At 73.6% G+C, this 22,436-nt stretch carries 24 protein-coding genes; 11 read left to right on the forward strand and 13 right to left on the reverse strand.

Annotated elements, in window-relative coordinates:
• Positions 1-207: 207 nt before the first annotated feature.
• From DT076_RS13860 to DT076_RS13880, 5 genes are read left to right on the forward strand one after another with little or no spacing between them, the layout of a single operon-like run.
• Positions 208-2,022: an ABC transporter substrate-binding protein gene (locus tag DT076_RS13860; protein WP_114127272.1), complete on the forward strand. Its 1,815-nt coding sequence runs from the start codon at positions 208-210 to the stop codon at positions 2,020-2,022.
• A gap of 24 nt (positions 2,023-2,046) precedes the next feature.
• A complete protein-coding gene (locus DT076_RS13865) occupies positions 2,047-3,060 on the forward strand; it encodes an ABC transporter permease (RefSeq protein ID WP_114127273.1) in 1,014 nt (337 codons plus the stop codon).
• Positions 3,060-3,983 carry an ABC transporter permease gene (locus DT076_RS13870; protein WP_114127274.1) on the forward strand — a complete coding sequence of 308 codons (924 nt, stop codon included), beginning with the start codon at positions 3,060-3,062 and terminating at the stop codon, positions 3,981-3,983. Before DT076_RS13865 ends, DT076_RS13870 begins: the two co-directional genes overlap by 1 nt.
• The gene (locus DT076_RS13875; protein ID WP_114127275.1) at positions 3,980-5,050 is read left to right on the forward strand and encodes an ABC transporter ATP-binding protein; all 1,071 of its coding nucleotides are present in this window, start codon (positions 3,980-3,982) and stop codon (positions 5,048-5,050) included. The genes DT076_RS13870 and DT076_RS13875 overlap by 4 nt, the downstream gene beginning before the upstream one ends.
• Positions 5,047-5,862, forward strand: a complete 816-nt coding sequence (locus tag DT076_RS13880) for an ABC transporter ATP-binding protein (protein WP_233493964.1) — start codon at positions 5,047-5,049, stop codon at positions 5,860-5,862. Before DT076_RS13875 ends, DT076_RS13880 begins: the two co-directional genes overlap by 4 nt.
• Here DT076_RS13880 and DT076_RS13885 read toward each other — a convergent pair.
• Genes DT076_RS13885 through DT076_RS13905 form a run of 5 tightly spaced genes read right to left on the reverse strand, consistent with a single transcriptional unit; the run spans position 5,789 to position 11,231 of the window.
• Positions 5,789-6,967, reverse strand: coding sequence for a GNAT family N-acetyltransferase (locus DT076_RS13885; protein ID WP_114127276.1), 1,179 nt, complete (start codon positions 6,965-6,967; stop codon positions 5,789-5,791). The genes DT076_RS13880 and DT076_RS13885 overlap by 74 nt on opposite strands.
• A gap of 12 nt (positions 6,968-6,979) precedes the next feature.
• The gene (locus DT076_RS13890) at positions 6,980-8,068 is read right to left on the reverse strand and encodes a mandelate racemase/muconate lactonizing enzyme family protein (protein ID WP_114127277.1); all 1,089 of its coding nucleotides are present in this window, start codon (positions 8,066-8,068) and stop codon (positions 6,980-6,982) included.
• Between the two features lie 10 nt (positions 8,069-8,078).
• Complete coding sequence (locus DT076_RS13895; RefSeq protein ID WP_114127278.1) at positions 8,079-8,846, reverse strand: decaprenylphospho-beta-D-erythro-pentofuranosid-2-ulose 2-reductase; 768 nt, start codon at positions 8,844-8,846, stop codon at positions 8,079-8,081.
• 55 nt (positions 8,847-8,901) lie between these two features.
• Positions 8,902-10,257, reverse strand: coding sequence for an FAD-binding oxidoreductase (locus DT076_RS13900; protein WP_114127279.1), 1,356 nt, complete (start codon positions 10,255-10,257; stop codon positions 8,902-8,904).
• On the reverse strand, positions 10,254-11,231 hold the full coding sequence (locus DT076_RS13905) for a decaprenyl-phosphate phosphoribosyltransferase (protein WP_114127280.1): 978 nt from the start codon (positions 11,229-11,231) through the stop codon (positions 10,254-10,256). Before DT076_RS13905 ends, DT076_RS13900 begins: the two co-directional genes overlap by 4 nt.
• Positions 11,232-11,262: 31 nt before the next feature.
• Here DT076_RS13905 and DT076_RS13910 point away from each other — a divergent pair, with 31 nt between their 5' ends.
• On the forward strand, positions 11,263-11,694 hold the full coding sequence (locus DT076_RS13910; RefSeq protein WP_147264150.1) for a hypothetical protein: 432 nt from the start codon (positions 11,263-11,265) through the stop codon (positions 11,692-11,694).
• On the opposite strand, the gene DT076_RS13915 is transcribed toward DT076_RS13910, so the two are convergent.
• The 5 genes from DT076_RS13915 to DT076_RS13935 form a co-directional block, all read right to left on the reverse strand.
• Entirely contained in the window at positions 11,672-12,073 is a 402-nt protein-coding gene (locus tag DT076_RS13915) for a hypothetical protein (RefSeq protein ID WP_147264151.1), read from the reverse strand. The genes DT076_RS13910 and DT076_RS13915 overlap by 23 nt on opposite strands.
• A 138-nt stretch (positions 12,074-12,211) precedes the next feature.
• Positions 12,212-13,198, reverse strand: coding sequence for a Maf family nucleotide pyrophosphatase (locus DT076_RS20365; protein WP_158548147.1), 987 nt, complete (start codon positions 13,196-13,198; stop codon positions 12,212-12,214).
• Entirely contained in the window at positions 13,195-13,401 is a 207-nt protein-coding gene (locus DT076_RS13925; protein ID WP_114127283.1) for an acyl-CoA carboxylase subunit epsilon, read from the reverse strand. The genes DT076_RS20365 and DT076_RS13925 overlap by 4 nt, the downstream gene beginning before the upstream one ends.
• Entirely contained in the window at positions 13,398-14,549 is a 1,152-nt protein-coding gene (locus tag DT076_RS13930) for a Gfo/Idh/MocA family protein (RefSeq protein ID WP_114127284.1), read from the reverse strand. Before DT076_RS13930 ends, DT076_RS13925 begins: the two co-directional genes overlap by 4 nt.
• Before the next feature lie 10 nt (positions 14,550-14,559).
• The gene (locus DT076_RS13935; protein ID WP_114127285.1) at positions 14,560-16,131 is read right to left on the reverse strand and encodes an acyl-CoA carboxylase subunit beta; all 1,572 of its coding nucleotides are present in this window, start codon (positions 16,129-16,131) and stop codon (positions 14,560-14,562) included.
• Between the two features lie 55 nt (positions 16,132-16,186).
• Here DT076_RS13935 and DT076_RS13940 point away from each other — a divergent pair, with 55 nt between their 5' ends.
• Positions 16,187-16,987 carry a biotin--[acetyl-CoA-carboxylase] ligase gene (locus tag DT076_RS13940; protein ID WP_199539187.1) on the forward strand — a complete coding sequence of 267 codons (801 nt, stop codon included), beginning with the start codon at positions 16,187-16,189 and terminating at the stop codon, positions 16,985-16,987.
• 3 nt (positions 16,988-16,990) lie between these two features.
• Here the strand turns inward: DT076_RS13940 and DT076_RS13945 are convergent, their stop codons facing one another.
• The 3 genes from DT076_RS13945 to DT076_RS13955 are packed head-to-tail and all read right to left on the reverse strand — an operon-like array spanning position 16,991 to position 19,988.
• Positions 16,991-17,755, reverse strand: a complete 765-nt coding sequence (locus tag DT076_RS13945) for a DeoR/GlpR family DNA-binding transcription regulator (protein ID WP_114127286.1) — start codon at positions 17,753-17,755, stop codon at positions 16,991-16,993.
• A gap of 11 nt (positions 17,756-17,766) precedes the next feature.
• Positions 17,767-18,813, reverse strand: a complete 1,047-nt coding sequence (pdxA, locus tag DT076_RS13950; RefSeq protein WP_114127287.1) for a 4-hydroxythreonine-4-phosphate dehydrogenase PdxA — start codon at positions 18,811-18,813, stop codon at positions 17,767-17,769.
• Positions 18,810-19,988, reverse strand: coding sequence for a four-carbon acid sugar kinase family protein (locus DT076_RS13955; RefSeq protein ID WP_114127288.1), 1,179 nt, complete (start codon positions 19,986-19,988; stop codon positions 18,810-18,812). Before DT076_RS13955 ends, pdxA begins: the two co-directional genes overlap by 4 nt.
• A 131-nt stretch (positions 19,989-20,119) precedes the next feature.
• Between DT076_RS13955 and DT076_RS13960 the strand changes: the two genes are divergently transcribed.
• From DT076_RS13960 to DT076_RS13975, 4 genes are read left to right on the forward strand one after another with little or no spacing between them, the layout of a single operon-like run.
• Entirely contained in the window at positions 20,120-20,383 is a 264-nt protein-coding gene (locus DT076_RS13960; protein WP_114127289.1) for an aldo/keto reductase, read from the forward strand.
• A gap of 56 nt (positions 20,384-20,439) precedes the next feature.
• Positions 20,440-20,943, forward strand: a complete 504-nt coding sequence (locus DT076_RS13965; protein ID WP_157974063.1) for a PH domain-containing protein — start codon at positions 20,440-20,442, stop codon at positions 20,941-20,943.
• Positions 20,940-21,731, forward strand: coding sequence for an enoyl-CoA hydratase/isomerase family protein (locus DT076_RS13970; protein WP_114127291.1), 792 nt, complete (start codon positions 20,940-20,942; stop codon positions 21,729-21,731). The genes DT076_RS13965 and DT076_RS13970 overlap by 4 nt, the downstream gene beginning before the upstream one ends.
• Positions 21,728-22,183 (forward strand): GtrA family protein, encoded by a 456-nt coding sequence (locus DT076_RS13975; RefSeq protein ID WP_114127292.1) that lies wholly within the window; start codon positions 21,728-21,730, stop codon positions 22,181-22,183. The genes DT076_RS13970 and DT076_RS13975 overlap by 4 nt, the downstream gene beginning before the upstream one ends.
• Positions 22,184-22,436 lie beyond the last annotated feature (253 nt).

Consider the following 22,436-nt stretch of genomic DNA (forward strand, 5'->3'; position numbering starts at 1 on the left):
GTGGCCGCCGGCCCCGCCGTCGTCCGGGCGGGGGCCGGAGGTCGGCGGATCGGGAAGGATTCCATGACGCAACCTGGGAGTCGGTGCAACGACGCACCGTGCCACCTCGGGGTCGTCACCCGACCACGTCCGGCCCTCAGCACGCCACCCAACCACCGGTCGCGCGGCTGACACGCCCGCGCGCACCCCTCTGAGGACGGACGACACATGCCAGACCTGATCGACGACCCGCAGCTGCGGGTGGACGCAGCCGGCGCCGGGGCCTTCGTGCCGAGTCGGCGACGGTTCCTCACCATGGCCGGCATCACCGCCGGCGCCCTGGCGGTCGGCGTCGGCGGGACCGCCTGCGGCACCGCCCAGACCGGCGGCGGCGGTGGCGGGGCGACCGGCCGCAGCGGCGCCGCCGGCGACACCTTCTTCGTGGCCGGCTTCCAGTGGGGCGCCCCGACCAGCTTCAACCCGTTGAGCGCCTCGCCCGCCTGGCCCACCGGCGGCGACCAGAGCCAGCTGATCTACGAGACCCTGCTCCGGTTCAACCTGCTGGACGGCTCCCTGACCCCCGGCCTCGGCCGCGAGCTGCAGGAGTCGGACCGCACCTTCACGGTGCCGCTGCAGGAGGGCACCACCTGGAGCGACGGCACCGAGCTGACCGCCGACGACGTCGTGTTCACCTTCGAGATCGCCCGGGACAACGCGCTGTCCTACTCCACGATCTGGGAGTACATCGACTCCGTGGAGGCCACCGACGCGCGCACCGTGGTGTTCACCGCCAAGGAGGAGCCCTTCAACCCCGGCAACATCCGGGCCGCCATCGCCGAGACCTACATCCTGCCCCAGCACCTGTGGGAGGGGTTCGCCGAGGACGGCTCGCTGCTGGAGCAGACCAACATGGAGCCGGTCGGCTCCGGCCCGTTCCTGCTCGACCACTCCGACCAGCAGCAGATCGCGCTGACCCGCCACGACGGCTACTGGGGCGCCGCCGTCTTCGGCACCCCGCCGATGACCGCGATCAACCACCCCATCTTCAAGTCCAACCAGGACGGCGACCTCAAGCTGGCCAGCGGTGAGATCGATGCCAGCCAGCAGTTCACCTCCCAGATCTGGAAGATGTGGGAGGACCAGCAGCGGCCGGTCGGCACCTGGCTGAAGGAGGCGCCGTACCACCTGCCGGGCAACATCCCGCTGCTGATCTTCAACACCACCAAGCCCGGCCTGGACAACCCCCAGGTGCGTCGGGCCATCGCCTACTCCATCGACTTCGCCAACATCGCCCAGACGGCCATGTCGAGCTACTCCGACACCGTCAGCGCCTCGCTGGTGCTGCCCACCGGCTTCGAGAGCGCCTACTTCGACCAGGCCGCGGTGGAGGCCGAGGGCTGGACCCACGACCCGGAGCGGGCCCGGGCGATCCTGGAGGACGAGCTCGGCGCGGAGAAGGGCGCCGACGGCATCTACGTGCTGCCCGACGGCACCAAGCTCGGCGACTGGAAGGTCATCTGCCCCAGCGGGTGGAGCGACTGGAACACCGCGCTGGAGATCGTGGCCAACAACGCCACCGCGGCCGGGATCGGGATCCAGACCGAGTTCCCGCAGGCGCCGCAGGTGACCCAGGCCGAGCAGAACGGCGACTTCGACCTCTGCATGAACACCTACGCGGGGGTGTCGCCGGCCAGCCCGTGGGCCCGGTTCCGCGACGCCCTGGACAGCCGCGGGCTGCCCGACGTCGGCGAGCAGGCCTACCGCAACTACGGGCGCTACCACAACGACCAGGTGGGGGCGCTGCTCGACACCGCCGGCGCGGGTACCGACGAGGCCGCCGCGGCGGCCGCCTACGCCGAGCTGGACGCGATCGTGCGGGCCGACGTCCCGGTGGTGCCGCTGATGTACCGCCCGCTGGAGTTCTACGAGTTCAACAGCAGCACCTGGACCAACTTCCCGACCAGCGACAACCCCTACGCCCCGCCGATGTGGCAGGGCGCCGGCATCCAGTGGTTGTTCCAGCTGGAGAAGGCCCAGGCCTGACGCGCCCCGGACGGGAGGACTCCGATGCCGCCACTCGCCCGCTACCTGCTGCGCAGGACCCTCTGGCTGCTGGTCACCTTCGTCGCGGCGATGCTGCTCGTCTTCGTGCTGGTGCGCCTGGTGCCCGGCAACCCGGTGGACGCCATCGTCGCCCAGATGACCCGGGGCGGAGGTGGCAGCGGTGAGCAGGTCGAGGCGATCTACGACAACTACATGCGCGAGTTCGGGCTCGACCAGCCGATCTGGCAGCAGTTCCTGGTCTTCGTGCAGAACGTCCTGCAGGGCGACCTGGGCACCTCCTTCGCCCAGTACCCGGCCTCGGTGAACTCGATGATCGCCCAGGCCCTGCCCTGGAGCGTGGCCATCCAGCTGCCGGCCATCGTCGTCGGCTGGGTGGTCGGCAACGCGCTCGGCGCGATCGCGGCCTTCCGCGGCGGCTGGTTCGACAAGGGCGCGTTCCTCGGCTCGATCTTCGCCACCTCGGTGCCGTACTACTGCCTGGCGATCATCCTGCTCTTCGTGGTGGCGGTGCGGATGCAGGCGCTCCCGGCCGGCGGCGGCTACTCCTTCGGGCTCACCCCGGAGGCCACCCTGGCCTTCTTCGGCGACGCGATCACCTACTTCTGGCTGCCGTTCTGGTCGCTGGTGATCGTCTTCGTCGGCGGGCAGGCGGTCGGCATGCGCTCGATGGCGATCTACGAGCTGGGCTCGGACTACGTCAACTACGCCCGCGGTCTGGGCATCAGCGACAACCGGATCACCCGCTACATCTTCCGCAACGCGATGCTGCCCCAGCTCACCGGGCTGGCGCTGTCCATCGGGGCGATGATCGGCGGCGCCCTGGTCACCGAGCTGGTGTTCAACTACCCGGGTCTGGGCACGCTGCTGTTCACCGCGATCAGCGCCAACGACTACCCCGTGATCCAGGCGATCGTGCTGCTCATCACCATCGCGGTGCTGGTGGCCAACTTCCTGGTGGACGTGCTCAACGGCCTGATCGACCCGCGCATCCGCGCGGCACAGGGAGGAGACCGCTGATGAGGGGTGCCAACCTCAGCCCCCGGTTCTGGGTGGCCTCGACCTTGATCGTGCTGCTGGTGCTGGTGGCGGTCCTCGGGCCGCTGGTGGTCGGCACCGGCCCCCGCGAGGTGGTCGGCGGTCTCTACGACCGGCCCAGCACCGAGAGCCTCGCGCTGGTGCTGGGCACCGACAACCAGGGCCAGAGCGTGCTGGCCAACCTGGTGCACGGGTTGCGCACCTCACTGCTGGTCGGGCTGCTGGCCGGGTCGATCGCGACCGTGATCGGGCTGGTCCTCGGCCTCATCGCCGGCTTCCAGGGCGGGCTGGTCGACGACGTCATCAACGCCGTCACCAACATCGCGCTGGCGATCCCCACGATCGTGGTGATCATCCTGCTCGGTGTCGCGCTGGGGTCGAGGTCGTCGGTGGCGCTGGCGGTGATCATCGGGGTGACCGCCTGGCCCTGGCTGGCCCGGGCCGTGCGGGCGCAGTCCAGCAGCATCCGCGCCCGCGAGCACATCGAGGTGGCCCGGCTGTCGGGGGCGCGCTGGGTCAGCATCCTCGGCTGGGACGTGCTGCCCTACCTGCTGAGCTACGTGGTGATGGCCTTCGTGCTGCAGTGCTCCGGGGCGATCCTGGCCGAGGCGACGCTGAGCCTGCTCGGGCTGGGTCCGTCGGGCAGCACCTCGATCGGCACGATGCTCTACTGGGCCCAGGTCTGGGGCTCGGTGCGGGTGGGCGCGCTGTGGGCCTTCCTGCCGCCGACGATCGTGCTCACCCTCATCTCGTTCTCGCTGCTGCTGCTCAACTCCGCCGGCGACGAGCTGTTCAACCCGCGTCTGCGCAAGGGCCGCAGGGCGCGTCGTCGCGGCCGGGCCGAGGGGTTGGTCACCCCGACCGTCGCCGACCCGGTCGCCCGTCCCGGAGGAGCCGCACGATGACGAGGTTGCTCGACGCCCGGAACCTCCGGGCCGCCTACCGCACCCCCGACGGCCGGCTGGTCCGTGCCGTGGACGACGTCACGCTGCACGTCGAGGAGGGCGAGGTGCTCGGGGTGGCGGGGGAGTCCGGCTCCGGCAAGTCCACCCTGGGCGCCGTCCTCTCCCTCAACGTGCGGGCCCCGCTCGAGGTCGAGTCCGGTGAGCTGGACGTCGAGGGCAAGCGGCAGGACTTCGGCGCCTCGGCCCGGATCCCGCGGACCTGGCGCGGGTCGGTGGTCTCCCTGCTGCCGCAGGGCGCGATGAACTCGATCAGCCCGACGATGCGGGTCCGCGAGCTCTGCTTCGACGTCATCCGGGCCCACGACCGACGCGCCCGCTACGGCGAGTCGATGGACCGCGTGCGGGAGCGGATCACCGACCTGGGGCTGCCGCCGCGGGTGCTGGACGCCTACCCCCACCAGCTGTCGGGGGGCATGAAGCAGCGGGTGGTGACCGTCATCTCGACCCTGCTCAACCCGCGGCTGCTGATCGCCGACGAGCCGACCTCCGCGCTCGACGTCTCCTCCCAGCGGGCGCTGATGGACATGCTCAAGGAGATGCTGTCGGCCGGGATCATGGGCGGCGTCATCTTCATCACCCACGACCTGCCGGTGCTGCGGGCGGTGAGCGACCGGATCGCGGTGATGTACGCGGGCAAGGTGGTGGAGGTGGCCGACGCCGCCGACCTCGCCGAGCGGCCCCGCCACCCCTACTCGGCCGCGCTGCTGGCCTCGGTGCTCGTGCCCGAGCCGCGCTACCGCACCCTGCGGGTCACCGGCATCCCCGGCTCGCCGCCGAGCCTGGCCGACCCGCCCAGCGGGTGCCGGTTCCACCCGCGCTGCGAGCTGGTGATGGCGCAGTGCCGGACCCAGACGCCGCCGGTCGTCGGCACCGAGCTGCGCCACTCCGCCTGCTTCTGGGCCGCCGAGCACCCCGGGGAGCCGGTCCCGGTGGGCTCGGCCACCCGCACCAGCACCCCTGCTCCGGCGTCCGAGCCGGCGCCCGATCCCGCGGGGAGCACCCGGTGACGGCCCCGGCGACGCCGGCGCGGCCCGTCCGCGAGGGCGGTCGGGAGCTGTTCGTGGGTCGCGGCCTGACGAAGACCTTCGGTCGGGGACGCAAGGCCGTCGAGGCGGTCAAGGGGGTCGACCTCAGCATCGCCGAGGGCGACATCACCACGATCGTGGGGGAGTCCGGGTCGGGCAAGTCGACCCTGGCACGGATGGTGCTCGGGCTGCTGCCGATCACCTCGGGGACGCTGTCCTTCGACGGCCGGGACGTCACCCGGCTCGGCGGGGCGGCGCGCAAGGCCTACTGGCGTGACGTCCAGGCCGTCTTCCAGGACCCCTTCGCCTCCTTCAACCAGTTCTTCACCGTGCGCCGCCTGCTGGAGCGCTCGCTGCGGCTGCTGGGCGGGGCCCGCGACGGCCGGCAGCGGATGGAGGAGGCGCTCGGCCACGTCGGGTTCGCCGCCGACGACGTGCTGGACCGCTTCCCGCACGAGCTGTCCGGCGGTCAGCGTCAGCGGGTGATGATCGCCCGGGCGCTGATGATGCGCCCCAAGGTGCTGGTGGCCGACGAGGCCACCTCGATGCTGGACGCCTCGCTGCGGGTCAACGTGCTCAACGTGCTGACCGACCTGCGCGACGAGCTGGGCATGACGATCCTCTTCATCACCCACGACATCGGGCAGGCCTGCTACATCGCCGACCGGGTGATGGTGCTGGAGCACGGGGTGATGGTCGAGCAGGGCCCGGCCGAGGACGTCATCTTCCGACCCCAGCAGGAGTACACCCAGCGTCTGCTGGCCGACGTCCCGAAGCTGCACGAGGCTCCCTGACGCGTTCGAAGACCAGGTGGTCGGTGCGGGTGCCGTCGCGGAGCACGGCGGTGCCGGTCTCCACCCCGCAGCGGGTGTAGCCGCTGCGCCCGGCGACCCGCTGGGAGGCGGTGTTGCCGACCGCGGCACGGATCACCACCCGGCGGGAGTCGAACCCGTCGGCGGAGAGCGCCAGCTCGGTCAGCCGGGTGACGGCCTCGGTGACCACCCCGCGGCCGCGGGCGTCGGGGTGGGCCCAGTAGCCGATCTCGTGCCCGCCGGGCCGGCGCATCAGGCTGATGGTGGCGAGCAGCCGGTCCTCACCGCGGGCGGTGACCGCCCAGGTGCAGTCGTCGGGGTGCAGGCCGGTGGCGTTCTCGAGCCGGAAGCGGGCGGCGTCCTCGGCGGTGTAGGGGGCCGGCAGCTGGTTCAACCAGTAGCTGGTGGCCGGGTCGTTGCAGGCCTCCACCACCCGCGGGTCGTCGCTGCGCCGGTGCGCGCGCAGCACCAGCCGGGGCGTGTGCAGCACCGGCACGGTCCGGGGCGGGACGGGTCGCGGCTGGGCGGCGTGCAGGGTGCCGACCCAGGCGTCGACCAGGGTGTCGCGGGCGGCGAGCCACCGCGGCACCACGCCGGCGGCGATCGTGAAGCCGAGGTCGTGAGCCAGCCGGCGCGAGCCGAGGTTGCCGGCCTCGGTCCACCACACCAGGCTCTGCAGGCCGAGGGTGGTGAAGGCGTGCTCCAGGGCCAGCTCGCCGGCGGTGCGCATCACCCCGGTGCCGCGGACGGCCGGGTGCGCGCCGAAGGCCAGCTCGCCGCGGCGCTCGTCGATGCAGCGCACGTCCATGCTGCCGCCGAAGCGGCGGGTGCCGTCGGGGAAGGGGCACTCGACCGCGAACACGTGCGCCGCCCCGGACGTCCACTGGCCCGGCACGTCGCGGAGCACCCAGTCCTCGGCCATCGCCGCGGTGTAGCCGAGCGGGACGGTGGTCCAGCGCACCGAGAGCGGGTCGGTGCACTGCTCGAGCACCCCCGCGGCGTCCTCGGGCCGGTGCGCACGCAGGGTGACGTCGTCGCGGACCAGGGTGGGGACGTCCTCGGGGAACCGGGCGGGCGCGAAGGGCATGCGCCGACCCTGTCAGGCCACCGTGCGGTCGTCGAGGGAATTGGGGTCCCAGTCGATCCCCAGCCCGGGGACGTCGGGGGCGAGCGCCCGGCCGTCGCGGAGCTCCAGCTCGGTGCGGGTGACCGCGCGCAGCTGGGGGATGTGCTCGACGTAGCGGCCGTTGGGGACGGCGGCCACCAGGCTGACGTGCAGCTCCATCAGGAAGTGCGGGCAGACCGCCACGTTGAACGCCTCGGCGAGGTGGGCGACCTTGAGCCAGGGGGTGATCCCGCCGACCCGCGCGACGTCGACCTGGACGATGCCGGCCGCGCCGCGCTGCAGGTACTCGGCGAACTGGGCAGGCGAGTACATCGACTCACCCACCGCCACCGGGATCGGGGTGGAGCGGGCCAGCCGGACGTGGCCGCTGACGTCGTCGGCCGGCAGCGGCTCCTCGAACCAGCTGAGGTCGGCCGGCGCCCAGGCGTGCGCCCGGCGGATCGCCTCGGCCGCGGTCATCGACTGGTTGGCGTCCACCATCAGGTCGAGGTCGGGTCCGACGGCCTCGCGGACGGCCATCAGCCGCTCGAGGTCCTCGTGCAGCCGCGGCTTGCCGACCTTGAGCTTCACCCCGGCCCAGCCCGCCCGCTGCGAGGCCAGCGCCCCGGCGACCAGCTCGTCGGTGGACAGGTGCAGCCAGCCGCCCTCGGTGTCGTAGAGCGGCACGTCGCGACGGAACCCTCCGGCCACCTGCCACAGCGGCTCACCGGCCCGCAGGCCGCGCAGGTCCCACAGGGCGGTGTCGACCGCGGCCAGCGCGAGCGAGGTGATGGCGCCGGTGGTGGTGGCCCGGGTGGAGGCGAACAGGTCGTGCCACAGGTGCTCGACCCGCTCCGCGCGCTGACCCGGCAGCCGTGGCAGCAGGTGCTCGGTGAGCATCGACAGCACGGCGCGGCCGCCGGTGCCGATGGTGTAGGAGTAGCCGGTGCCGGTCAGGCCGTCGTCGGTGTCGACCTCGACCAGCAGGGTCTCCTGCTTGAGGAAGGCCTGCACGGCGTCGGTGCGGACGGTCTCCACCTCGAGGTCGACCAGGCGGGCCCGAGCAGCGGTGATCGTGGCCATCGGCGGGTCCTCAGATCGGCAGGCGGCGGAAGACCACCCGGGGGATGTGGCGCAGCACCATCATGACGAAGCGGAACGCGCCCGGCACCCAGATCAGCTCCTTGCCGGCGCGGACGGCGGCGACCGTCTGCTCGGCCACCTGCTCGGGCGTGACCGCGAGCGGGGCGGCGTCCATGCCGGCGGTCATCTTGGAGCGGACGAAGCCCGGCCGGACGACCAGCACCGTGATGCCGTGCGGGGCGAGCGCCTCGCCGAGGCCGAGGTAGAAGCCGTCGAAGCCGGCCTTGGTGGAGCCGTAGACGAAGTTGGAGCGGCGCACCCGCTCCCCGGCGACCGAGGAGAGCGCGATGATGCGGCCGTGGCCCTGGCGGCGCAGCGCGTCGGCCAGCAGGACGCCGGTGTGCACCGGGGCGGTGAAGTTGACCTCGGCCAGCTCCAGCGCGTGGTCGGCGTCGGTCCAGGCCCGCTCGGCCTCGCCGAGCAGCCCGAAGGCGACCACCGTGATGTCGATGTCGCCGCCGGCGAAGGCCTGCTCGATCGTGGCGGCGTGGGTCTCGGGCCGGCGGGCCTCGAAGTCGACCGTCTCCACGGGGAAGCCCTCCGCGCGCAGTCCCTCGGCCGCGGCGTCGCGCCGCGCACCGGGCCGGGCCGCCAGCACCACCCGGGGGCGGGCGCCCTTCGGCTGGTGATCAGGGGCGTAGCGGCGCACGATCGCGAGCGCGATGTCGGAGGTGCCGCCGAGCAGCAGCACCGACTGGGGGTTGCCCAGGGCGTCCATGGGTCTCCTCGGGTCGGGGGATCGGCTCACGATGTCACAGCGCGGTTCGCTGCGCTCACAGGCCGAGACGTCGGGACAGGTCGGAGGCGAAGCGGTGCTCGGGGTCGACCCGGTCGCGGACGGCCCGGAACTCGTCCAGGCGCGGGTACATCCGGGCGAAGGTGGCCGCGTCCATCCGGGAGTCCTTGGCCAGGTAGAGGCGGCCGCCGGCGCCGAGCACGATCTCGTCCAGCTGCCGGCACAGCCGGTCCAGGCTGTCGCTGATCGGGATGTCGACGGTCAGCGTCCAGCCCGGCATCGGGAACGACAGCGGGGAGTCGTTGCCGGGGCCGAACCGCTTGAGCACGTTGAGGCAGGACACGTGGCCGGACTCCGCGATCAGCACGACGGCCCGGCGGAAGGCCTCCTCGGCCTCGAAGGGCACCACGAACTGGTACTGCAGGAAGCCGCCCGGCCCGTAGACCCGGTTCCACTCCGCGACGATGTCGAGGGGGTGGAAGAACTGGGTGATGTTCTGGATCTCTCCGACCCGGTGCCGTGGTGCCTTGCGGTACCAGAGCTCGCTGAAGGCCTTGGCGGTGAGCCGGTTGACCAGCCCGTTGGGGAAGACCGCCGGGATGGTGCCGAACTGCGGGGCGGTGAACTTCAGCGGGTCGCGGCGCAGCGTGGCCGGCAGCTCCTCCAGCCGGGCCTTGTTGCCGCGGGTGAGGACGGCCCGGCCCAGGCTGGCGCCGCGGGTGACGGCGTCGAACCAGGCGACGGAGTAGGTGTAGCCGTCGTCGCCGGTCTTCATCCGCTCCAGCAGGTCGTCCAGGTCGCGGGTCTGGTCGGTGTCGACGCTGAAGTAGGCCGAGACGGTGCGCTGCATGGCGACCGTGGCGCGCAGCACCAGCCCGGTCAACCCCATCCCGCCGACGGTGGCCCAGAACAGGTCGGCGTCCTCGCCGTGCGGGGTGAGGGTGCGGATCTCGCCGTCGGCCAGCAGCAGGTCCATGCTGCGCACGTGGTTGCCGAAGGAACCCTGGGTGTGGTGGTTCTTGCCGTGGATGTCGGCGCCGATCGCCCCGCCGATGGTGACCTGGCGGGTGCCCGGCAGCACCGGCACCCACAGCCCGAACGGCAGCGCCGCCTTCATCAGCGTGTCCAGGCTGACCCCGGCCTCGACCGTGACGGTCGGGTCGTCGCCCTCGGCGTCCACCGCGAGGATGCGGTCGAGCTGGGTGAGGTCGAGGTTGAGCCCGCCGGAGTTCTGGGCGGCGTCGCCGTAGCTGCGGCCCAGGCCCCGGGCGATCAGCCCGCGACCGTCGGCGCGGCGGAGCGCCTCCCGGGCCTCCTCGACCGTGCGCACCGGCTCGAGCTCGGCGACCGTGCGACGGGTGCGGCCCCAGCCGTAGAGGGTGGACTGGTTCATGCGGGGCTCCCTCCGTAGACGGCCAGACCGATGAGGACGACCCAGATCAGACCGAGCACCTGCAGCACCCGGTCCTTGAGCACGATGTCCTCCGGCTCGCCGGCCTGACCGGTGTCGACCTCCATCGCGTACTGCAGCATCGCCAGGGTGAACGGGGCGATCGAGATGGCGGCCCAGTTGATGCCCCAGGCGCCGCCGGCGCGCTCCTCGAAGGCCCACAGGCTGTAGCTGACGACCACCATGACGGCAGCCAGCATCCAGGAGAAGCGCAGGTAGCTCTCGGAGTAGCGCTCCAGCGACTTGCGGGTGCCGGCCTCGACGCCGAGGGCGACGAACTCGGAGTAGCGCTTGCCGGCGACCATGAACAGCGAGCCGAAGGAGGCCACCAGCAGGAACCACTGGCTGAGGTCGATGTCGCCGGCGGCGCCGCCGGCGATGGCGCGCAGCAGGAAGCCCGAGGAGACCATGGCCAGGTCGATGATCGGCATGTGCTTGAGGAACATCGAGTACACGACCTGCAGCACCAGGTACACCGTCACGGTGATCCCCAGCGGCACCGCGGTGGCGTAGGCGACGGCGAAGCCGACCAGTCCGCTGACCACGGCCAGCACCCACGCCGCCGGCACCGACAGCTCGCCGGCGGCGATCGGGCGGAACCGCTTCTTCGGGTGCAGCCGGTCCTCGGTCACGTCGTGGATGTCGTTGACCAGGTAGACGCAGGCGCTGACCAGGCAGAAGGCGACGAAGGCCAGCGCGGCCTTGCCCAGCACCACCGGGTCGAGCAGCTCGCCGCTGGCCAGCGGGGCGGTGAACACCAGGACGTTCTTGGTCCACTGGCGTGGACGCATGGCCCGCACGGCGGCGGGCAGCCGGTGCTTGCGCGGCGCCTCGTCGACGTCGGGGTTGAGGTCGTTCTCCAACGGCTCGGGAGCCGACCCGGCGGCCGCGGGAGAGGACTGTGGTTCGCTGGTCATCGCCGGGCAGCCTACCCACTAGTCTGCGTCGGTGATGTCTTCCGCAGGCCGGTCCGGTGCGGCCGTGCTGGGCGGTGTGCTCCTGTCGGTGGCGTTGCTCACCGGGTGCTCCGCCGCCCCCGCGCCGACGCCGCCGCCGCAGCCGCCGGCGTCCACCGTCGTCGTCGCCGGGGCCGTGACGCTGCGCGAGCTCGGGCTGACCCACGGCCCGGTCGACCTGGTGACGCTGCCCGAGGACGTCACCGTGCTGGAGCGGATCGACCAGCCCAACGTCATCACCCTGGTGCTCACCGCCGAGGACGGCCCGCCGAGCGCGGCGCACCTGGAGCAGACCCTGCCCGACGTCGGCTACACCGTCGACGCCACCGGGGGAGGGTCGCTGCTGTTCAGCGGCCCGGGCTGGTCGGGGGCGTTCACCACCAGCACCGAGGTGTCCGGCCTCACCCTGCGCCAGGAGCCCTGAGCCGGGCGCGCGCGCCGTGGACGCGCGGCCGGCAGCCCTGACGCCGGTGCAGCTCCACCCGGCCCGTGGCGGCGGAGGGCGTGACCTCGAGCGAGGCGTCGCCTCCGACCGGGGCCGTCAGCTCCAACGGGTGCTCGACGTCCTCGGCACAGGGCACCAGGTCGCTCCACACGGTCCGATCGGGCGTGCGGAGCCGGATCTCGACGTGGTCGGCGTCCCGGCAGGTCAGCCGCAGCACGTAGGAGCCAGCCGGCAGGCGGCCGGCCCCCGAGGTCCCGAGGTAGTCGCTGCCGAACTCGCAGCTCCGCAGCGCCGTGGCGGGAGCGGCGCATCCCGCCACGGCGGCCAGCGCCACCGCCGCCACCGCGTGTCTCCGCACCTGCCCACCTCCCGATCGCAGGTCAGTCTGCGCGAGCGGTCACCGACCGGTCGACGGGCGGTCCGGAAGATGTCGATAGCGGACCAACAGACGCCATACGGACCTGATGGTCGCGTATCGACAGGTTGTGGACGGGGATCATTGCCCGACGACGCAGAAGTGGTGGCCGTCGGGGTCGGTGAGGACGACGAAGTCCGCGCCCGGTGGGTGCTCCCACTCCGCGCGGCTCGCGCCGAGGGCCAGCAGCCGCTCCACCTCGGCGTCCACGTCGGTGGTCGCGACGGTCCACAGGTCGAGGTGGGTGCGGTCGTCGGTGTCGAGGTGCAGCCTCGTGCCGCCACCGGGCGGCACGAGGAAGGCGGGGTTGCGCGGGTCGGGGTGGAGGCCGAGGGCCTGCGTCCAGAACGCGGCGGCCCGCTCGAGGTCGGCCACCTGCAGCACGACCGAGCCGAGGGTGAGGGTCGGCGCCGGGGTGGCGGGCGGGGCCGGCGGGGTCAGCCGCCACAGGCTGGTCCAGGACAGGCCGAGGTCGGCGAGCAGCTCGCGCAGCAGCGGCAGCGAGATGCCGACGACCGAGTGCGGGTCGCCCTCGACACCGCGCACGAACGCGCCGCCGAACCCGTCCAGGGTGAACGCGCCGGCCACCTGCAGCGGCTCCCCGGTGGCCAGGTAGTCCTCCAGCTCGTCGTCGCCGACGTCGGCGAAGTGCACCACCGTGGACGCCGTCGCGGTCCGCGCGGCGGCGCCGGTGTGCACGTGGTGGCCGGTGTGCAGGACGCCGCTGCGCCCGCGCATGGCGCGCCAGCGCTCCCGGGCCACCTCGGGCGTCCGGGGCTTGCCGAAGGCCTCGCCGTCGAGCTCGAGCACCGAGTCGCAGCCGACCACGACCTCGTCGGGGCCGAGGTCGCCGCCGAGCCGGCGGGCCACCGTCTCGGCCTTGAGCAGCGCCAGCCGGGCGGCCAGCACGGCCGGGGTGTCGGCCTGCACGCCGGACTCGTCGACGCCGGAGACCACCACCTCGGGGTGCACGCCGGCGGCGCGCAGGGTGGCGAGCCGGGCCGGGGACTGGGAAGCCAGCACGAACCGCCGGACGGGCCGTGGCACGTCGGCCCCGGGGGTGCTCACTGCCACCCCGAGGCCTGCCAGGCGCCGGGCCGCGGGGCCAGCAGCGCGGGACGGGTCCGGCGCCAGTGCGCGCTCCACCCCGACGGCGGCGGCTGCGGCGGCTCGGCCGATCCCGACCGGGACTGCAGCACCACCACGAGCGCGGCGAGCTCCTCAGGGGTGGGGTCGCCGGAGACGACCTGCAGGACCGGGCTGTCGGTCATGGGAGCTCCTCCATCTCGTCGGGGACCAGCGGCGCCGGGCCGGACTCAACCACACCGGCCTCGGCCGAGTCGAGGAGACCCGTCCCGCCGTCCACCCACGGCTCGCCCTCGACCCGTACCCGCTCGCCGCTCGAGGCTGCGGCGTCGATCGCCAGCCCGACGTGGTGGTCGTAGCAGCCGTCGGCCAGCGGGTACGGCTCGGGCCCCTCGCCACGCAGCCAGTCCCGGGTGCGCAGCAGCAGGGCGGCGGTGGCGATCTCGTCGTCGTCCCAGCGGTGGCCGAAGAAGGGGTTGCGGTAGACCACCTCGCCGTCGAAGGTGATGGTGTCGGTGTCGTAGCCGTGCAGGTCGAGGTCGTGGCCGGTCTGGCGGCGCTCCAACCGCGAGGTGGTGACGGTGTCCGTCGCGGTCACCCGCACCACCTCGTCCTCGGCCAGCTCGCCGGAGGTGCCGCGCACCAGCGTCCGGCGGTGCCGCAGCGGGTTGCGGGTCTGGCCGTCGACGAAGTCGTAGACGCCGCTGCGGCCATCGCCCAGGTCGAGGGTCGCCACCACGTTCGCGGTCGGCCGCGGCTCGGGGTCGCCGGTCCAGCCCTGCCGGCCGAGCGGGTGCACCAGCGGCGCCTCGAACCGGTCGGCGCGGACGGTGAGCGGCACCCGTCCGGCGCCGAGCAGCCCGCGGACCAGCGAGACCGCGTGGTAGTACTGCGTGGAGGAGATCTGCACCTGGGTCGGCGTCCCGATCGCACCCGAGCGCACCACCGCGAGCCGGGCGGCGTGGGAGGGCAGCAGCAGGTACTGCTCGGCCACCTGCACCAGCCCGCTGCCGCCCACCTCGTCCCACAGCGCCCGCATCGCCTCGACGTCGGGGGCCGGCGGGGTCTCGGCCAGCACCGGGACACCGTGCCGCACCGCCTCGGGCACCAGCTGCGGCGTCACCGACCACGGGACGGCGGTGAGCACCAGCTCGGGACGGGTCTGCTGCAGGCACTCGGCCAGCGAGCCGAAGGTCGGCAGCCCGAGGTCACGGGGACGGCGGACCACCACCCCCACGCAGGACAGCTGGGGCAACGCCGCGGCGGCCCGGAGGAAGGCCCCGGCGCGGAAGCCGGGGCCCACCACCACGAACCGCAGCGGCCTGCCGCTCATGACCGACCGCTCATAGGGGGATGTTGCCGTGCTTCTTCGGCGGCAGGGTCTCGCGCTTGGTGCGCAGCATCCGCAGCAGCCGGGTGATCTCGCGGCGGGTCTCGTGCGGGGCGATCACCTGGTCGAGGTAGCCGCGCTCGGCCGCGATGTAGGGGTTGGCGAGCTCGTCCTCGTACTCGGTGATGAGCTCGGCCCGTCGGGTGTCGGGGTCCGGGTGGTCGGCCAGGTGGCGCCGGTGCAGGATGTTGACCGCGCCCTGGGCGCCCATCACCGCGATCTGCGCGGTCGGCCAGGCCAGGTTGACGTCGGCGCCGAGGTGCTTGGAGCCCATCACGTCGTAGGCGCCGCCGTAGGCCTTGCGGGTGATCAGCGTGACCAGCGGGACGGTGGCCTCGGCGTAGGCGTAGAGCAGCTTGGCCCCGCGCCGGATGATCCCGTTCCACTCCTGGTCGGTGCCGGGCAGGAAGCCGGGGACGTCGACCAGGGTGAGCACGGGGATGTTGAAGGCGTCGCAGAAGCGGACGAAGCGGGCCGCCTTCTCCGAGGCGTCGATGTCGAGGCAGCCGGCCAGGTGCAGCGGCTGGTTGGCGACCACGCCGACGCTGTGCCCGTCGATCCGGCCGAAGCCCACGACGATGTTGGGCGCGAACAGCGCCTGCACCTCGGTGAACTCGCCGTCGTCGAGGACGCGGGTGATCACCTCGTGCATGTCGTAGGGCTGGTTGGCCGAGTCCGGCACCAGCGTGTCGAGCTCGCGGTCGACCTCGTGCACGGCCAGGTCGTTGGGCTCGTCGAAGGAGGGCGCGGGCTCCATGTTGTTCTGCGGCAGGTAGGCCAGCAGCTCGCGGACGTAGCCGATCGCGTCGGCCTCGTCGCTGGCCAGGTAGTGCGCGTTGCCCGAGCGGGTGTTGTGGGTGCGTCCACCGCCGAGCTCCTCCATGGTCACCTGCTCGCCGGTGACCGAGCGGATCACCTCCGGCCCGGTGATGAACATCTGCGAGGTCTGGTCGACCATGACGACGAAGTCGGTCAGCGCGGGGGAGTAGACGTGCCCGCCGGCGGCCGCGCCCATGATCAGCGAGATCTGCGGGATGACGCCCGAGGCGTGGGTGTTGCGGCGGAAGATCTCGCCGTACAGCCCGAGGGAGACCACGCCCTCCTGGATGCGCGCACCGCCGCCCTCGTTGATGCCGATCAGCGGGCAGCCGGTCTTCATCGCCCAGTCGATGATCTTGCAGATCTTCTCCCCGTACACCTCGCCGAGGCTGCCGCCGAAGACCGTGACGTCCTGGCTGAACACCGCCACCGGACGTCCGTTGACGGTGCCCACGCCGGTGACCACACCGTCGCCGTAGGGCCGCCTCTGCTCCAGGCCGAACATCGTCGAGCGGTGCCGGGCGAACTCGTCCAGCTCGACGAAGGAGTCCTCGTCCAGCAGCAGCTCCACCCGCTCGCGGGCGGTCATCTTGCCCTTGGCGTGCTGCTTCTCCACCGCCGCCGCCGAGCCGGCGTGCACGGCCTGCTCGATGCGGTCCTCCAGGTCGGCCAGCTTCCCGGCGGTCGTGTGGATGTCAGGAGTCATGAGGGCGACCTTAAGGGATCCCGGCGTGCCGTCCCCAACCTGAGACCATGCTCCGGTGAGCGAGCCGATCCCCGCCCCGCACCCCGACGAAGAGCGTCTGCGCGACCTGCTCGCCGCGGTCCCGCGGTGGGGTCGGGTACGGGTGGTGGCGGCGACCGGATCGACCAACGACGACCTCGCCACCGACGCCCGCGCCGGCCGGGCGCACCCCGGCTCGGTGCTGCTCAGCTGGCACCAGCAGCAGGGCCGCGGACGGCTGGACCGGGTCTGGACGGCGCCGCCAGGGGCCGCGTCGGCGACCTCGGTGCTGGTCGACGTCGACGGCGTCCCCGCACCGCGGGTGCCGTGGCTGTCGCTGGTGGTCGGGCTCGCCGTGGTGGCCGGGGTGGAGCGCTCGACCGGGCTGCGACCGGCGCTGAAGTGGCCCAACGACGTCCTGCTCGACGGGCGGAAGGTGTGTGGGATCCTGGCCGAGCGGGTGGAGACGCCGGCCGGGTCCGTCGCGGTGCTGGGCTGGGGGCTCAACCTCACCCAGACCTCCGAGCAGCTGCCGGTGCCGACCGCGACCTCCCTCGCGCTGGCGGGGGCCCGCGGCGTCGACGGCCTCGCGGTGGCGGCCGCGGTGCTGACCGAGCTGGCCGGACGGCTGGAGCGCTGGCGGCAGGACAGCGAGGAGCTGCTGGCCGAGTACCGCAGGGTCTGCGCCACCCTCGGCCGCGACGTGGTGGTGCACCTGCCGGGCGGGGAGACCGTCACCGGCCGGGCGCTGGACGCCGACCCGTCCGGGCGGCTGGTGGTCGACGTCGCCGGCCGGCCGCGGGCCTTCGCCGTCGGCGACGTGGTGCACCTGCGCTGAGGCTCAGGCCGTCCCGGGTCCGGCGGTGACCACCGTGACCCCGCGGTCGCGGAAGCGCTGGCACACCTCGGCCGGGGCGTCGGCGTCGGTGACCAGGGTCCACTGCTGGGGCATCCGCAACCAGGCGTGGAAGGGCTCGGCGCCGAGCTTCGCCGCGTCGGCCAGCACGTAGGTGTGGCGGCTGCGACGCCACATCAGCTCCTTGAGCCGGGTCTGGTCGAGGGTGGCCTCGCAGATCCCGCGCTCGGGGGAGACCCCGTCGGCGCCCAGGAAGACCCGGTCGAAGGTGAGCGACTCCAGCGCCGCCTCGGTGAGCGGGCCGACGAAGCTCTGGCTGATCGCGCGCAGGTGCCCGCCGAGGCAGACCGTCTCGTGGGTGTCGCCCAGGGCCTGCAGCGGGGTGAGGCCGGTGGTGACGACCCGCAGCCCGCGGTGGCGGTGCAGGGCGGCGGCCAGCGCGGCCGTGGTGGTGCCGGCGTCCAGCAGGACCGTCTCGCCGTCCTCGACCTCGGCGGCCGCCCGGACCCCGATCACCCGCTTCGCCACCTGGGCCAGCTGGGCCCGCTCGTCGGGGGCGGTCTCGCGCGCCGGCACCGCGATGGCACCGCCGTAGGTGCGGGCGAGCCGTCCGTCGGCGGTGAGCCGGGCCAGGTCGCGGCGGATGGTGGAGGCGGTGACGCCGAACTCCCGCGACAGGTCCTCCACGCTGGCCAAACCGGTCGAGGCGGCCAGCTCGACGATCCGCTCGCGCCGCAGCGCCGCCTTCATGCCACCTCCGATCAGCCAGCGGAGGAGAGCTCCACCGCCTGCCGCATGGCCTCCACCATGCTCTCGGTGCGGACCCTACCGGTGCCGGCGATGTCGAAGGCGGTGCCGTGGTCGACCGAGGTGCGGATCACCGGCAGCCCGACGGTGATGTTCACCCCGGCCTCGATCCCCAGCACCTTGATCGGCCCGTGGCCCTGGTCGTGGTACATCGCCACCACGAGGTCGTAGTCGCCGCGGCCGGCCAGGTAGAAGGCGGTGTCGGCCGGCAGCGGCCCGACCGCGTCGATGCCGTCGGCGGTGAGCCGCTGCAGGGCGGGGACGATCTTCTCCTCCTCCTCGCCGTAGCCGAACAGCCCGCCCTCCCCGGCGTGCGGGTTGATCGCGCACACCCCGATCCGCGGGGCGTCGATGCCGCTGCGGCGCAGCGCCTCGTGGCCGCGGCGGACCGTCCGCTCGACCAGGCCCGGCTCGATCCGGTGCACCGCGTCGATGAGGCCGATGTGGGTGGTCACGTGGATCACCCGCAGCCGCGGGCTGGACAGCATCATCGACACCTCCTCGGTGCCGGTCAGCTCGGCGAGCATCTCGGTGTGGCCGGGGTAGCGGTGCCCGCCCAGGTGCAGGGCCTCCTTGTTGAGCGGGGCGGTGCAGATGGCCTGCACCCGGCCCGCGGTGGCGAGCTCGGCGGCGGTGCGGACGTACTGGAAGGCGGCGTCGCCCGCGACCGCGGAGAGCTCACCCCACGGCAGGTCCTCCGGCAGCAGCCCGAGGTCGACGACGTCGATCCGCCCGGGCTGGCCGACCGCCTGCTCGGGGCCCTCGACCGCGACCACCTCGGCGTCCGTGCCGAGGATCCGGGCCGCCTGGCGCAGCCGGCCGGCGTCGCCGACGACGAGCGGGACGCAGCGGGCCAGGACGTCGGGGGAGGTGACCGCGGCGGCCGTCACCTCGGGCCCGACGCCGGCCCCGTCGCCCATGGTGACCGCGACCACCGGACGCGGCCGCGCGGCGTCCGCGGCGGCTCCGCCCTGCGGGGGGTGCGGGGTGTCAGTGCTCATCGCGGGTGTCCTTCCAGCCAGTCGAGGATGTCGAGGAGCGAGGTGGGCGGCCCGTGGCTGCCCGGGCGGGTCACCACCACCCGTCCGCTGCGGTCGGTGGTGGCCACCGCGCCGGGGTGGATCCCGCCGCGGACCCGCAGCAGGTCGACGCCGAGGGCGCCGAGCGTGGCACGGGCGGTGGTGCCGCCGATGAGGACCAGGTCGTCGGGACGGTCGCGGACCGCCTCGGCCACCACCGCCCCCAGGTCGGCAGCCAGCCGGTCCGGGTCGAGCGAGGTGCCGGGGGCCGGGTCGGCGAGCGCGGGCAGGGTGAGCACCGTGGTGGCGGCGCGACCGCGCGCCCGGGCCAGCTCGGCGGCCAGCCGGGTGGCGTCCAGCCGGGCGCCGCGCAGCGGGGCGGGCACCTCGGCCACGTCCGGGCGGCGCAGGAGCTGCCGGGTCTGCTCGCGGGCCTCGGCGGAGGCCGATCCCACCAGCACCAGGACGGGCCGGGTCGGGCCGGCGGGCCTGTCGGGTGCGGGTGCGGCGCGCGGCGGCGGGCGCCAGCCGGCGAGCAGCTGGGCCGAGCCGACGCCGACCAGGTGCGGGTGCTCGTCCAGCACCCGGCCGAGTGCGGCGAGGTCGGCCGGGGTGGAGGCGTCGCAGACCAGCACCCGGTCGCGGGTGCTGCGGACGGTCTCGGCCAGGCCGCCGTCGCGCAGCGCGGCGGTCGGCACGTGCTGCACCGGGTGGTCGGGGAAGAGCTCGGCGACGGTGGCCGGTGGCGGGGTCGGCTCCAGCTGCCAGGCGGTGGTGGCGGCCAGCGGGCGTCCGGAGCAGAGCAGGACGCCGTCGACCACGGCCCGGCCCTCGGTGGGCAGCGCGGGGCACAGCAGCACGGTGCCGTGCCGGGCCGCCACCGAGACCAGGGCGGGCACCGGTCCGCGCAGCAGCGAGTCGATCTTGACGAAGACCCGCCCGGGGCCGAGGGAGGCCCAGGCCCGCTCCAGGCGGTCGGCGGCAGCGGAGGGGTCGAGCCGGCGGGTGTCGGTGTCGAGCACCTGCTGCGGGGCGTGGTCGGCACGCGCGGGCGGGTCGAGGTGGACCGGTGTGCCGGGGCCGAGCAGGGCGGCGGACTCGACCGCACCGGAGAGGTCGTCGGCCAGCACGCTCAGCGAGCCGGGCTGCGGCGCCATTCTCCTCCTCCGTCGGTGGGACGGTGCCAGTGTGCCACAACAGTGCGCGATCTGCGCAAGTCGTTGCGTGTACCGCGCAATACCGCTCGGTGCCCGCAAGCGACCGTGATGTCGCCCCGGAGGAGAACCGCATGACCACCACCATCCTGCCGTCCGTCGCCCTGCCCGGGATCGCCCTGGCCGAGGAGTCCGGGACGCCGATGGCCGAGCTCGCGCTACGCTGGCTGCTCGGCCGCGACGGCGTGGACAGCGTGCTGCTCGGTGGCAGCAGGGTCAGCCACCTGCGGGCCGACCTGGACGCCCTCGCCCGCGGCCCGTTGCCGGCCGACCTGGCCGACCGGCTGGAGCAGCTGAGCGCCCCGCTCAAGGGCGCGATGCCTCCCCACCACCGCTGACCCCGGCGCGCCGGACGATCGAGGCGGATTGGGTCCGCTGTGCCAGCATGACGGCCATGGGCGTGCCGCGGAAGCTCCTCGACCCGGGGGAGCGGGAGATCGTGACGATGCGCACGCACGCCGCCGCACTGTGGCGTCCGGTGGGGGCGCTGGTGGTGATCGCAGCGGTCGCCGGCTTCGCCATCGGGCTGATGCCGGACTCGATGATGCCGGTCGGGGCCTACGTGCTCGGCGGGCTCGCGCTGGCCGCCCTGGTGCCCACGACGCTGGTGCCCTTCACCCGCTGGCGCACGTCCACGTACACGCTGACCACCCGCCGGCTGCTGACCCGCACCGGGGTGCTGTCCCGCAACGGGCACAGCGTGCCGCTGGGCCGGATCACCGACATCCGCTGGGAGCGCAGCCTCGGCGACCGGCTGCTCGGCTCCGGCACCCTGATGGTGCACACCGACGCCGACGTCGAGCCGCTGGTGCTGCCCGACGTGCCGGAGGTGGTCGAGGTGCAGCGGATGCTGGAGGAGCTGGTCTTCGGCGCGCCGGAGGAGGAGCGCCGGCGATGAGCCCGGCGTCCGTCCGGCTGGAGGCCACCGGCGTCGAGCACGTCGGGGCGCTGGTGATGGACCGGCCGGAGGCGCTCAACGCGATCAGCACCGCCCAGGCCGAGGCGCTGGCCGACGGCTGCGCCCGGGCGGCTCGGACCGGCCTGCGGGTGCTGCTGCTCACCTCGGCCGTGGACGGGGTGTTCTGCGTCGGCGCCGACCTCAAGGAGCGCCGGACGATGGACACCGGGCAGCTGTTCGCCCAGCGCCCGGTGCTGCAGGCCGCCTTCGAGGCGGTCGCCGCCCTGCCGGTGCCGACCGTGGCGGTGGTCGACGGTCACGCTCTCGGCGGTGGGCTCGAGCTGGCGCTGCGCTGCGACCTGGTGGTGGCCGGCCCGCGGGCGAGCCTCGGGCTGCCGGAGGTGGGTGTCGGTCTGGTGCCCGGCGGCGGTGGCACCCAGCTGCTGCCGCGACGGGTCGGGCTCAACCGGGCACTCGACCTGGTGCTGACCGGGCGCCGGGTCGGCGCGGAGGAGGCGGAGCGGATCGGTCTGGTCGACCGGGTGGCGGAGGACCCGCGGGCGGCGGCGCTGGAGCTCGCCGGCCAGATCGCCGCACGGTCGCCGCTGGCCGTGCGCGCGGCCCGCCGGGCCGTGCGCACCGGGTACGATCTGGCGCTCGACGAGGCGTTGCAGGTCGAGGACGCCGCCTGGCGCGAGGCAGCCGCCTCCGCGGACCGGGTCGAGGGGATCGAGGCCTTCGTGGCCCGACGGACGCCGGACTGGCCGAGCGGGGGAGACGCGCGATGACGGAGCAGCAGCTGCCGCAGCCGGTCGAGCTGCCGGTCGAGGAGCGGACGGGTCACGGCCGGCTCTCCACCCAGCTGGTGCGCTTCGTCCTCACCGGCGGGCTGTCGGCGGTGGTCGACTTCGGGCTGCTCAACCTGCTGATGCTGCTCGGTCTGGGCCACAGCCCGGCGAAGGCGCTCTCCTTCGTCGCCGGCACCACCACCGCCTACCTCATCAACCGTCGCTGGACCTTCCGCGCCGAGCCGTCGACGCGCCGCTTCGTCGCCGTGGTGCTGCTCTACGCCGCCACCTTCGCCCTGCAGGTCGGGCTGTTCACACTGCTCTACCCCTGGCTGGACGGCCTCGGCCTGGCCGAGCTGTGGGTGCGGGTGGTCGCCTTCGTCATCGCGCAGGGTGTCGCCACCGCGGTGAACTTCGTCGTGCAGCGGGCGGTCATCTTCCGCCTGCGCTGATCGCCGGCTGGGACCGCGAGACGTGGACGACCCGTCGGCACCCCCCCACGACGGACGCGCACCTGGCGTCCGTCGGACCCGGGTGCTGCGGGCCACGCATGGGCGGTGCCGGCGCCCACCAGCTCACGACGGCCCTCTGACGTCGGCGGTTGATCGCGCCGCATCCCAGAGCCGGTGGGCGTCGGGGCCGCGTCCGAGGGCGGTGGTGCCGGTGTTGGTGACGAGGTAGTGGTGTCCGGTGGGGGTGCGCCAG

It is taken from the genome of Desertihabitans brevis (assembly GCF_003327535.1).
GTDB lineage: Bacteria > Actinomycetota > Actinomycetes > Propionibacteriales > Propionibacteriaceae > Desertihabitans > Desertihabitans brevis.

Bases quoted from the DNA above. Each gene is read 5' to 3' on its own strand.
- DT076_RS13860 (WP_114127272.1), top strand. From the start codon at position 208: ATGCCAGACCTGATCGACGACCCGCAGCTGCGGGTGGACGCAGCCGGC.
- pdxA (WP_114127287.1), bottom strand. From the start codon at position 18,813: ATGAGCACTGACACCCCGCACCCCCCGCAGGGCGGAGCCGCCGCGGAC.
- DT076_RS13875 (WP_114127275.1), top strand. From the start codon at position 3,980: ATGACGAGGTTGCTCGACGCCCGGAACCTCCGGGCCGCCTACCGCACC.
- DT076_RS13945 (WP_114127286.1), bottom strand. From the start codon at position 17,755: ATGAAGGCGGCGCTGCGGCGCGAGCGGATCGTCGAGCTGGCCGCCTCG.
- DT076_RS13865 (WP_114127273.1), top strand. From the start codon at position 2,047: ATGCCGCCACTCGCCCGCTACCTGCTGCGCAGGACCCTCTGGCTGCTG.
- DT076_RS13970 (WP_114127291.1), top strand. From the start codon at position 20,940: ATGAGCCCGGCGTCCGTCCGGCTGGAGGCCACCGGCGTCGAGCACGTC.
- DT076_RS13925 (WP_114127283.1), bottom strand. From the start codon at position 13,401: ATGACCGACAGCCCGGTCCTGCAGGTCGTCTCCGGCGACCCCACCCCT.
- DT076_RS13965 (WP_157974063.1), top strand. From the start codon at position 20,440: ATGGGCGTGCCGCGGAAGCTCCTCGACCCGGGGGAGCGGGAGATCGTG.
- DT076_RS13895 (WP_114127278.1), bottom strand. From the start codon at position 8,846: ATGGACGCCCTGGGCAACCCCCAGTCGGTGCTGCTGCTCGGCGGCACC.
- DT076_RS13975 (WP_114127292.1), top strand. From the start codon at position 21,728: ATGACGGAGCAGCAGCTGCCGCAGCCGGTCGAGCTGCCGGTCGAGGAG.
- DT076_RS13930 (WP_114127284.1), bottom strand. From the start codon at position 14,549: ATGAGCGGCAGGCCGCTGCGGTTCGTGGTGGTGGGCCCCGGCTTCCGC.
- DT076_RS13935 (WP_114127285.1), bottom strand. From the start codon at position 16,131: ATGACTCCTGACATCCACACGACCGCCGGGAAGCTGGCCGACCTGGAG.
- DT076_RS13870 (WP_114127274.1), top strand. From the start codon at position 3,060: ATGAGGGGTGCCAACCTCAGCCCCCGGTTCTGGGTGGCCTCGACCTTG.
- DT076_RS13890 (WP_114127277.1), bottom strand. From the start codon at position 8,068: ATGGCCACGATCACCGCTGCTCGGGCCCGCCTGGTCGACCTCGAGGTG.
- DT076_RS13960 (WP_114127289.1), top strand. From the start codon at position 20,120: ATGACCACCACCATCCTGCCGTCCGTCGCCCTGCCCGGGATCGCCCTG.
- DT076_RS13885 (WP_114127276.1), bottom strand. From the start codon at position 6,967: ATGCCCTTCGCGCCCGCCCGGTTCCCCGAGGACGTCCCCACCCTGGTC.
- DT076_RS13905 (WP_114127280.1), bottom strand. From the start codon at position 11,231: ATGACCAGCGAACCACAGTCCTCTCCCGCGGCCGCCGGGTCGGCTCCC.
- DT076_RS13955 (WP_114127288.1), bottom strand. From the start codon at position 19,988: ATGGCGCCGCAGCCCGGCTCGCTGAGCGTGCTGGCCGACGACCTCTCC.
- DT076_RS13900 (WP_114127279.1), bottom strand. From the start codon at position 10,257: ATGAACCAGTCCACCCTCTACGGCTGGGGCCGCACCCGTCGCACGGTC.